Source organism: Brunnivagina elsteri CCALA 953 (genome assembly GCF_002289455.1).
GTDB lineage: Bacteria > Cyanobacteriota > Cyanobacteriia > Cyanobacteriales > Nostocaceae > Brunnivagina > Brunnivagina elsteri.
In genome coordinates, this window is record NZ_NTFS01000242.1 from 1 (window position 1) to 10,240 (window position 10,240).

Below are 10,240 nucleotides of genomic sequence, written 5' to 3' on the forward strand. Positions count from 1 at the left end.
CCTCAAGTCATTGCTCACCGTTGTGCTTACCTTAATGGATTAATCTTTGCTCGCTAAATAAAAAGTGGGATGCTCCCGGAGGAGATGCCTTATATAATGACGATAAGCTAACTTCAGATACCAATATAGCAAAAACAAAAGATATGGTTTTAGCCGTACCCTTTGACATTGAATCAGCATCTGAGCAACTTAAAAACGAGTTAAAACAACTTTGGGGAACGCAAAAAGTTGGTTGGAGAACTGCTGCAACCTATGACGCACTTGAGGTAATCCTCGATGGATTACAGCAAATTGATAACCCTACTCGACAAGATTTATATAATGTCTTAAGCTCAAAATCCTTTAAATCCTCCGGAATGACAGGAGAAATTAAATTTGACGACAACAGCGATCGCAAAGTCGAACCCAAAGACAAAAACAGACTTGGAATCTTAGTTAAAGTGAGCGATCGCAAATGCAAACCCGAAGACAAAGACGACAATCCAAAATACCGATTTTGCACCATCCAACCATAATCAATCTCATTACTGGCTGTCACCATCGAGGAGTCTAACCCCTAGCGCCTAAAAACCATTATTGCTCTATAATTATTAACTAGTTAGATTAAGTTAAAAACAATAATAAATTTAGCTGCGATGTCTAGCGACAAGCCCCTTCGGGTCTACGCATAAAAACAGATACTAAAAAAGCCTGAAAAAACAGGCTAATAACGCAACTCAAAATAAACTAACCATCTACGCTAGCTGAAAAGCCTTTAAATAAAAGCCCCTCAAAATATTTTATTCCTCTCTTCCTTGGCGGTTCAACATCTTAATCCATATTCTCTGCGAAACTTTGCGCTGTACTCTGCGAGCCTCTGCGTTTAAAAGCCAAACTCCAAGCCATTTTTAGTATAACTAAAAACTCTGACCAGCATAAACAGAACGAACCTCACCATTACGTCGAACAACCGCTTCCCCATTAGCAACCTCCACCAATGCCCATCCACTAGCACCAATGCCTTCACCAATTTCAATCCGACGAGTGACACCATTAATCTTGAATAAAGCCGCAGATTTCGACTTATCTTCATGTTCCAACAACCCTTCCAGAATTTGTGCTGGGCTAGTTGGTGCAACAGCAACTACCTGTGCTGGAGGTGCAAATTGCTGCTGTTTTTGTACAGTTGCAGTTGGCATTCTTGGAGGAACAGCACGGAAAGGTGCAATAGTAATAGTAGGAGCTTTCAGAGTTGGTGCTTTTGGCTGACTCAAAGTAATTGGCTGATTTTGCAGCGAGATTGCCTTAAGTGAAGGAATCGACGGACGCACTGCCGCAAACAAATTTAGCGGTCTAGTTACATTTCTAACGTTATTGGATACGGTTTTTACTGGTAGTACTTTCGCTCGATTCCCTCCAAGCAACGCATTTCTGCCGGGAATTGGCGGTAAAGTGCCACGAACACCAGGAATTGCAGGGGGAGCATAACGCATCGGCAAAGGTGCTTGATACACAGGGATGTAAATTCGCTCAACTACCGTTGTCGAACGTCCTTGTGCTGGCAGGGTATTATTTGCAGCCATTGGTGGTGGTAAAGTACCCAAACCAGAAGCGCTTGCCATGACCAATTGTCGTTGGTTCGGAACTGCGGCGGTGTTATATGCTGTATTCAGCGATTGACGGTTAATTTTTGCAGTTTGTCTATCAATTGCATCAAAAGCCCCGATGGTATAGTCAACTAGTTTTCCTAGCTCCGTTTGAGCATCGGTTTTAGTCGCTATATCCGTAGCCGCATCTAGTTGGTTCGTCAGTAGAGACTGCTGGAAAGACTTAGAAACAAGACGATTCAGTAAACCGGAGTTTTGGACAAAAATTATAGACGCTGCGGCAATCCCGACGGTAGCACCCAAACCAAGTAGCTTACTTAACCAACGACGAGGTTTACGACGCTGTTTGATGACGGTTTTGGGTAGGGATTTTTCCGTAACAACAGGACTAATTTGTTGCTTTTTGACCTGATTAACTTTAGAAGTCGTTTGCGTTGGTAAAATATCGGTTTCCGAGAAACCAAGGGTTGGCATTTTCACCGATTGCATCCGCACAAATTCTGGTTCAATCGTTTGTACGGGTATATTACCCCGACGCTCCAGAATGCGATCGACATCGGCAAAAAGTTCGTCCATCAAGCCATCAGCATAAGCGTCTATTGACCAAGGTTCGCTGACGATTAGGTCTTCTGATGGTTCTGAAAGAAGAATTTGGGTGCTGGCTTCGGTAGGCATAACGAAAGATTAAATAATTGCTTTTGACTCGAAGGATAATTTTCTATCCGTACAATCAGTAATTATTAATACTTATTTGTATTTATTAATAATTTGGGTGGACTGGGGATGAAGTATCCATTTTTTTGTTTGCGGGAAATTTAAGTGTTTGTGAATCTGTATTAAATTAAACTTAGTTTAATCACTTTTACCACGGTGAAAACCCTGAGATGATATCGAGTTACCTGTGGAAAATGCGGAGAAAAGCAGGGATAAATTTGCTTCTCTGAGAGTATAATCACCCTTCAGTGTATACCCCACTACTATAATCGCACTTTATGAAGTTTTTTTTAAGCTAATGCAGAAAACTCGCTTGAAGGTTGGCTTTTGCGTATTTCTAAATAAATTAGCAGGGCATTAACATCGGCTGGATTGACTCCACCGATGCGAGCAGCTTGACCGATGGTTAGGGGTTTAATCTTGTTTAATTTTTCCCGTGCTTCCTTCGATAGAGTATCAATCGCTGCATAGTCTAACTCCGCAGGTAAGGGACGATTTGCTTGACGGGCAATCTGTTCGATTTGGCTTTGTTGACGTGCCAGATAGCCGGAATATTTGATGTCAATTTCTGCCCCTTCTCTTTCTGCGCGGTTGAGTGAGGGGTTGCTAAGTTGGAATTTATCCAAGTCAGTATAATGGAAACCGGGACGACGTAGCAAGTCTGCAAGGATGATTGAACCTTTGATTGTTTGTTGGGTTGCGGCAAATATTGCTTTACCTTTCTCATCATTTTCTTTAATGCGTGTGGTGTGGAGCCGTTCTTTTTCTGCGGTAATATTGGCTTGTTTGCTGTTGTAAAGTTCCCAGCGTCGGTCATCAATCAAACCGATTTCCCTACCTAAAGGTGTTAAACGTTGGTCAGCATTGTCGGAGCGTAAAATTAAGCGATATTCGGAACGACTGGTGAGCATTCGGTAGGGTTCACGCAAATCTTTGGTACATAAGTCGTCTAGCAAAGTGCCGATATAACTTTGTTCGCGGGAGAATATAATCATATCGCGATCGCGCACAAATCTAGCAGCATTAATTCCAGCTACAATCCCCTGTGCTGCTGCTTCTTCATAGCCAGTTGTCCCATTTATTTGTCCCGCACAAAATAACCCGGCAATTTTCTTGGTCATCAAAGTGGGAAAACATTGGGTTGCTGGTAAATAATCATACTCCACCGCATACGCAGGACGCAGCATCACACAGTTTTCCAAACCGGGGAGCGATCGCAGCATTTGTAGTTGGAGATTTTCGGGTAATCCTGTGGAAAATCCTTGAATATAAAGCTCAGGAATATCCCTACCTTCCGGTTCAATGAAGATTTGATGACTTTCCTTGTCGGCAAACCTGACTATTTTATCTTCAATACTGGGACAGTAACGAGGACCTTTTGCTTCTACCCAACCACCATATACGGGGGACAAATGTAAATTTTCGCGAATCAAACGGTGGGTTTCCGGTGTGGTTCTGGTCATGTGGCAGGGAATTTGTTCCCGTTCAACCCAAGCTTCCGGATCGAAACTAAACCACCGCACTTCATCATCTCCGGGTTGAAGTTGCATTTGGCTGTAGTCTACAGAGCGTTTGTCAACCCGTGCAGGTGTACCAGTTTTCAACCTTCCCGTTTCAAAACCCAATCGATTCAGAGTTTCCGTCAAACCTTCCGCAGCAAATTCCCCCGCACGTCCAGCTGCCATCGATTTGTTCCCAACCCAAATTTTTCCCCCTAAAAATGTACCTGTTGTTAAAATTACAGCCTTACAGCCAAAAGCCACACCAAAGTAGGTTTGGACACCAATAATCTCGTCATTTTTGCCCAAAACCAAATCCGTGACCATACTTTCCCGAACCATGAGATTTTCCTGGTTCTCAATAATTCCCTTCAGAATTGCTGCATACTCACGCTTATCTGTTTGAGCGCGTAATGCCCACACTGCTGGTCCCCTGGAGGAATTTAGTATACGTTTTTGCAGGTAGGTTCGGTCAGCCATTTTGCCAATTTCCCCACCTAATGCATCGACTTCATGGGTTAATTGAGACTTAGCAGGACCACCCACAGCAGGGTTACAGGGCTGCCAAGCGATTTTATCGAGGTTTAGGGTCAAAAGCAGGGTGCGGCAGCCAAGACGGGCTGTAGCAAGTGCAGCTTCACAACCTGAGTGACCTGCACCCACGACGATGACATCAAAAGCGTCTTGGAATTCTACGGAATTGTGCATGGTCATACTTAGGGAAAAACAGGTTAGAGATTATAGTTAATTTTAGCTGAACACAACGCACAAAGGATTATGTCTATTGAATTTTTAGGTATTGGGGGGTGTAATACTCCATCCAAGGGAGTAGTTGCGGGATATGCCTGCGATCGTATTTGATTCGTAAAAATTGTGAGGTTTCGGTTCCTAATTTCTCAAAAAAGTCGGAGATATAACTTTATATCGTAAGATTTATATCTGCTATATTTACCGAGTATATTTATAGCTGGCTATTAGAAAATTAAGTATTTATACCAACTAGATCGGGCGATTAATAGTAATAATTATGAATAGAATTATCAGAAGAATGATTGTTATGTGTGCTTGTATTTTTATTTCTGCTGGGATTGTTGCCAGTAGTAGTAATGCACAGCATATAGCTAACTTTGATTCAGTCACACCAACAGAGGATTGTTTAATTAATCAAACTATGAATAAACCCTGTATTTCTAAACCAGTAATTACGAATCCTCAAGTTTCACCAAATACCATTCCTACATATAATCCCAATCTGCCAGAGAAAGAACGTTTTATTTCTGCTATTACAAGTAAATTACCAGTAATCCCAATTCAAGGAACATTTGAATATATTTTATTGCGTCAATATGGTGCTGTTTTTATTAATAAAAATCCATTAATTAAATTACCACCTAAAGTACTTTTCCCAAACTCGCAAGAAACTAAACAATATCAAACTACTCTAACAATGGGAAAGGTGAATACAGGCAATAATTGCTATCTCCAAAAAGCCGCAGCAGATGCATTAAATAAATCCCGTACCCAATCTAATATTTCCCTTAAATCGGGCAATGGTGGAGGTGATTGTACTCGTACTTTTGAAACTAATTTACGTTTCTGGCGAAAGTATGCAAACAACAATACTTTAGAACAGGTTCGGCAAGGTAAGGAAACTCGAATTCTCAGCGTTGTAGCACCTCCAGGAACATCACAACATCTGTGGGGATTAGCTGCTGATTTAAGGGTTTCTAATAGTAAGCAAAGGCAAGTATTGAATCAAAATGGTTGGTTTCAAACTGTGGAGGGTGATGTTCCCCATTGGACTTATTTAGGTGTGTCGGAAGAGAATTTAAATCAATTGGGCTTTCGGGAAAAAATCGTCGGGAATATTCCTTATTGGTTGATTCCTTTATAGATATCTAATTTTATATCTTCGACTTCTAGAGATATGATATGAATCAAAATAAATTGATAAAATAAGTCTTTCATATGCAAAATTTACCAATAATTATTGCCCATCGTGGAGCTAGTGGATATCGTCCTGAACATACTTTAGCAGCTTATGAATTAGCTATAGATATGGGTACTGATTTTATTGAACCTGATTTAGTAATCACTAAAGATGGTGTGTTGATTGCCCGACATGAAAATGAAATTTCTGAAACTACCGATGTGGCAAGTCATTTAGAATTTGCAAATCGGAAAACAACTAAGTTGATTGATGGAGAGTTAAAAAGTGGGTGGTTTAGTGAAGATTTTACTTTAGCTGAAATTAAAACATTACGTGCTAAAGAAAGAATTCCAAAAATTCGACCTCATAATACTATTTATGATGGATTATATGAAATACCAACTTTACAAGAGATTATTGATTTAGCACAGCGTAAAACTGTAGAAACTGGACGCAGAATTGGGATTTATCCAGAGACTAAACATCCTACATATTTTCGTTCTCTTGATTTAGCTTTGGAAGAACCACTATTAGAAGTTTTATCTATGAATGGTTACAAAGGTAAAGATACATCTGTATTTATTCAATCTTTTGAGGTAGGGAATTTACAGTATTTATCAGAAAAAACTGATTTACCATTAGTTCAATTACTTAATGATAAAGGGCAACCATATGATTTCATTTTGCAGGGAGATACACGTCAATATACCGATTTAGTGAATTTAGAAGGATTAAAAGAAATTGCAAATTATGCACAAGCGATTGGAATTAATAGAAATTTGCTAGTGCCGAGAGATATTTCGGGAAAGTTACTACCAGCAAATAATTTAATCGAAAATGCTCATATCGCAGCTTTGTTAATTCATGTCTGGACATTTCGTAATGAAGATGCTTTTTTACCTTTAGATTTCCAAGGAAATCCCCAAGCTGAGTATCAGCTATTTTTTGATTTGGGTATTGATGGACTATTTAGTGATAATCCAGATTTGGCAGTTAAAGTTTTGCAGGGTAGGTAAAAATAATCATATATATCCATACATTCCTGATTCCTTGAAGTTGATATATACACACACATATATATTCTCGAAATAAGTCAGGGATATAGTTAAAGATAAAACAAAGTGTAAACCCTATGTATATTATTTTCCTAGAGGAATTTTAATAATAAATTCCGTACCTTTTCCTGGGGAAGAAATACATTCTAGAGTTCCACCATGTTTTTCGGTAATGATTTGATAACTCATTGATAATCCTAAACCAGTTCCTTTCCCTTCAGGTTTGGTTGTATAGTATGCTTGAAAAATGCGATCGCGGATTTCTGACTCCATTCCTTTACCGTTGTCTCCGATGTGGATGGTGACATTTTCTCGATCGATACTGGTACAAATACAAATTAAAGGTGTAGAAAGAACGTTATCGGCAGTAAATAATTTGCTTTTCTCACTTTCCCAGTTGCTACCTTCTACCCCTTCATCAATTGCATCAATCGCATTAGCAATAAGATTCATAAATACTTGATTAAGTTGTCCAGGATAACATGCAAATTGGGGAATATTTCCATATTCTTTTATTACTTGAATTGCTGGACGATAGGTTTGGGATTTGAGACGATGTTGAAGAATCATTAAGGTAGTTTCCATCCCTTCATGAATGTCTACCAGTTTCTTTTCTAAACCATCTGCGCGAGAAAAATTACGTAATGATTGCATAATACCACGAACCCGATCGCTTCCTAGTCTCATTGAAGAAATCATCTTTGGTAAATCATGAGAAATATGTCCTAAATCAACTGTCTCAATGACTTCTTCGATTTCACTATCTGGGTTAGGATATTTTTGTTGGTATAACTTTAATACATGAATTAAGTCTTGAGCATATTTATCTGCATGATATAGGTTTGTAGAGATGAAGCCAATGGGATTGTTAACTTCATGGGCAACCCCTGCTACTAATTGTCCTAATGAAGAAATTTTCTCGCTTTGAACTAACTGTAGTTGCATTTTTTGGAGAGCTTCCAAAGCTTCAGATAGTTCCGCAGTTCTTTCTTTAACTCGTTCTTCCAATTGTTGTTTTTGTTTATCTAATTCTAGATTCAAACCTCGTAATTTCAACTGAACTTTAATTCGTGCTATGACTTCTTCTTGTTGAAATGGTTTGGTAATATAATCAACTGCTCCAAGTTTCAATCCTCTGACTTTTTCGACAGTATCAGTTAGTGCTGTCATAAAAATGATAGGAATATCTTTTGTTAATGGATTTGTTTGCAAACGACGACAGGTTTCAAACCCATCAATTTTAGGCATCATAATATCTAGCAATATCAAATCAGGTGGATTATTCTCCACTTGCTCAATCCCGCTAATCCCATCCATTTCTACTAACACTTCATAACCAGCATCAGCTAAAGTTGTATATAAAACTTCTAAATTTGTTGGACTATCATCAATAACTAAAATAGTTTCAATTTCCTGATTGAGACCATTCCCGGAACTTGTATTTTCCGGATTAAGATTCTCTTTAGCTTCTAAGTTATTGTCGAGCATTTTTGTATATTTTAATAATAAATTATTTAGTATAAGGAGAGATTTAAAAGTTTCTTGATACCCTGATTAATTATCTATATTTTCTTGGATGAAAGCGCGAATTTTTTGGATATTCAGGTTTTTCACATATTTATTTAGTTGCCTCACAAATATCTGGTATTTTTCGTCCTTTCGAGCAATTTTATCTAATTCTTGTTTAATTCCTTTTATTTGTCCTTTCCTCGCATATTCTAATAGCATATTTAAATCGGAAACCGGTGGTATTATCATTTCGTTAGTACCAACTGTCACATCTTCATCTGATGATGAAATTGAATGATTTGCGTAAATCCAACTTATTTGTAAGCACTTTGTAAGTAAGTTATAAAGTTCTTCAACTTGTATTGGTCGTATCAGGAAAGCATTAGCTCCTGCACTCAAACTTTTTTGACGTTCATCTCCCTTAATATTCGGTGAAGCTAAAATTATAACAGTATTTTTTAATAACTCCGATTGACGAATATGTGATAGCATTTCCCAACCATCTATCCCTGGCATCCCAATATCAGAAATAATCAAATCTGGCTGATATTCAAATGCTTTCTCTAGTGCTTCTCTACCATTATTTGCCTCAAAAAGAGTAAAATCAAGGGTTTCTAATAAACTAATTAATAAAGAACGATTTTCCCAATAATCATCAACAATTAGGACTTTTTTCCGATTTCCAGAATAGCCAATAATCTTCCCCCGACTTGTAATAGTACTAATTTCAGTCCAATCATCTGCTACCCGACAATCAAGTTCAAACTCGAATAAACTACCGACTCCAGGTTGACTTTTTACTTGAATCTGACTACCCATAATTTCCACTACTTTTTGGCTGAGTGTTAATCCCAAACCAGTTCCTTCTGTTTCGCGATCGCTATTTATAACCTGTTCAAATGGTAAAAATATATTTTCCATTTGTTCTGTACTCATTCCCACTCCTGTATCAACAATTGTAAAATGAATTACTGCATTTGATGATAACTTACTATTACTCGCTTTAACTTTTAGTTTGACGCAACCAGCATTAGTAAATTTAATCGCATTACTTAGCAAGTTAATGAGTATCTGTCGTAATCTTTTTTTATCAGTTGTTATACCTGTTGGGAGATTCATTTGAGGTTCGTAAATGAAATCTATACCTTTTTGTTCGGCTTTAATACGACATATTTCGACAACTCCTTGGATAAATGATGGCAAATGAAAATCTATTAATTCTAGTTCTAATTTTTGAGATTCAAGCTTTGATAAGTCTAAGATATCATTGATTAAACTCAGTAAATGGAACCCACATTGATAGATTGTTTTAATCCCATGTCTTTGTTCTTCCGTGAGATTATCAGAACGAGAAAGAATTTGTGCATACCCCAAAATACCATTTAGCGGTGTTCGTAATTCATGACTCATGTTTGCCAAGAATTTACTTTTGGCTTGATTTGCACTATCGGCAGATAGTTTAGCAGTTTTTTGTGCTTCGCTAAGTGTTTTAAGTTGATAAATCATTTGATTGATAGAAGTAGCTAATTTTCCTAACTCAATAGTGTTACTTTCAGGCACTTGTAGGGAGAAATCTTGTTTTTTAATTGCTTGTTGGGTAATATTTGTAATTGCAGTTACGGGAAGGGAAATATTTCTACTTGCATAAATGATAAATAGCAAACAGATTTCCCCGATCAGAGATGATTTTAAAAAGCTTGAGGAGAGTGAAGTAAAGCAAGAAACCGAAGATTTTGTCAATCATCTCGCAAGTGCAATTGAAGTTGCAGAAAAACAAGAAGAAAAAGCAGAGTCTAATTTAAGTAAAGTCAGAATATTCCGCATCTTCATTATTTTTATTAGCATCGGTACAAGTATTATTTTAGTTTATCTATTTATCATTTATGCAAGTAGAAATATTTCCCTTCCCGTAACTGCAATTACAAATATTACCCAACAAGCAATTAA

At 37.8% G+C, this 10,240-nt stretch carries 8 protein-coding genes; 4 read left to right on the plus strand and 4 right to left on the minus strand.

Annotated elements, in window-relative coordinates; genetic code table 11:
- Nucleotides 1-143 precede the first annotated feature (143 nt).
- Nucleotides 144-515 carry a type 1 periplasmic-binding domain-containing protein gene (locus tag CK510_RS19455; RefSeq protein WP_095723279.1) on the plus strand — a complete coding sequence of 124 codons (372 nt, stop codon included), beginning with the start codon at nt 144-146 and terminating at the stop codon, nt 513-515.
- 381 nt (nt 516-896) lie between these two features.
- Here the strand turns inward: CK510_RS19455 and CK510_RS19460 are convergent, their stop codons facing one another.
- Entirely contained in the window at nt 897-2,261 is a 1,365-nt protein-coding gene (locus CK510_RS19460; protein ID WP_095723280.1) for a hypothetical protein, read from the minus strand.
- 329 nt (nt 2,262-2,590) lie between these two features.
- Nucleotides 2,591-4,513, minus strand: a complete 1,923-nt coding sequence (mnmG, locus tag CK510_RS19465) for a tRNA uridine-5-carboxymethylaminomethyl(34) synthesis enzyme MnmG (RefSeq protein ID WP_095723281.1) — start codon at nt 4,511-4,513, stop codon at nt 2,591-2,593.
- A 313-nt stretch (nt 4,514-4,826) separates the two neighbouring features.
- On the opposite strand from mnmG, the gene CK510_RS19470 reads away from it, so the two are divergent.
- A complete protein-coding gene (locus CK510_RS19470; protein ID WP_095723282.1) occupies nt 4,827-5,693 on the plus strand; it encodes a D-alanyl-D-alanine carboxypeptidase family protein in 867 nt (288 codons plus the stop codon).
- Between the two features lie 74 nt (nt 5,694-5,767).
- Nucleotides 5,768-6,745 carry a glycerophosphodiester phosphodiesterase gene (locus CK510_RS19475; RefSeq protein ID WP_095723283.1) on the plus strand — a complete coding sequence of 326 codons (978 nt, stop codon included), beginning with the start codon at nt 5,768-5,770 and terminating at the stop codon, nt 6,743-6,745.
- 123 nt (nt 6,746-6,868) lie between these two features.
- On the opposite strand, the gene CK510_RS19480 is transcribed toward CK510_RS19475, so the two are convergent.
- Nucleotides 6,869-8,272 (minus strand): hybrid sensor histidine kinase/response regulator, encoded by a 1,404-nt coding sequence (locus tag CK510_RS19480; protein WP_095723284.1) that lies wholly within the window; start codon nt 8,270-8,272, stop codon nt 6,869-6,871.
- A 66-nt stretch (nt 8,273-8,338) separates the two neighbouring features.
- Nucleotides 8,339-9,955 (minus strand): ATP-binding protein, encoded by a 1,617-nt coding sequence (locus CK510_RS19485; protein ID WP_245912225.1) that lies wholly within the window; start codon nt 9,953-9,955, stop codon nt 8,339-8,341.
- Here CK510_RS19485 and CK510_RS32380 point away from each other — a divergent pair.
- Nucleotides 9,942-10,240 (plus strand): hypothetical protein (locus tag CK510_RS32380; protein ID WP_169927025.1); only part of this gene is annotated, 299 nt, incomplete at its 3' end. The two genes, CK510_RS19485 and CK510_RS32380, sit on opposite strands and share 14 nt — an antisense overlap.

Excerpts from the sequence above, each read along its gene's own strand:
- CK510_RS19455 (WP_095723279.1), top strand. The coding sequence starts at position 144 with ATGGTTTTAGCCGTACCCTTTGACATTGAATCAGCATCTGAGCAACTT.
- CK510_RS19460 (WP_095723280.1), bottom strand. The coding sequence starts at position 2,261 with ATGCCTACCGAAGCCAGCACCCAAATTCTTCTTTCAGAACCATCAGAA.
- mnmG (WP_095723281.1), bottom strand. The coding sequence starts at position 4,513 with ATGACCATGCACAATTCCGTAGAATTCCAAGACGCTTTTGATGTCATC.
- CK510_RS19470 (WP_095723282.1), top strand. The coding sequence starts at position 4,827 with ATGAATAGAATTATCAGAAGAATGATTGTTATGTGTGCTTGTATTTTT.
- CK510_RS19475 (WP_095723283.1), top strand. The coding sequence starts at position 5,768 with ATGCAAAATTTACCAATAATTATTGCCCATCGTGGAGCTAGTGGATAT.
- CK510_RS19480 (WP_095723284.1), bottom strand. The coding sequence starts at position 8,272 with ATGCTCGACAATAACTTAGAAGCTAAAGAGAATCTTAATCCGGAAAAT.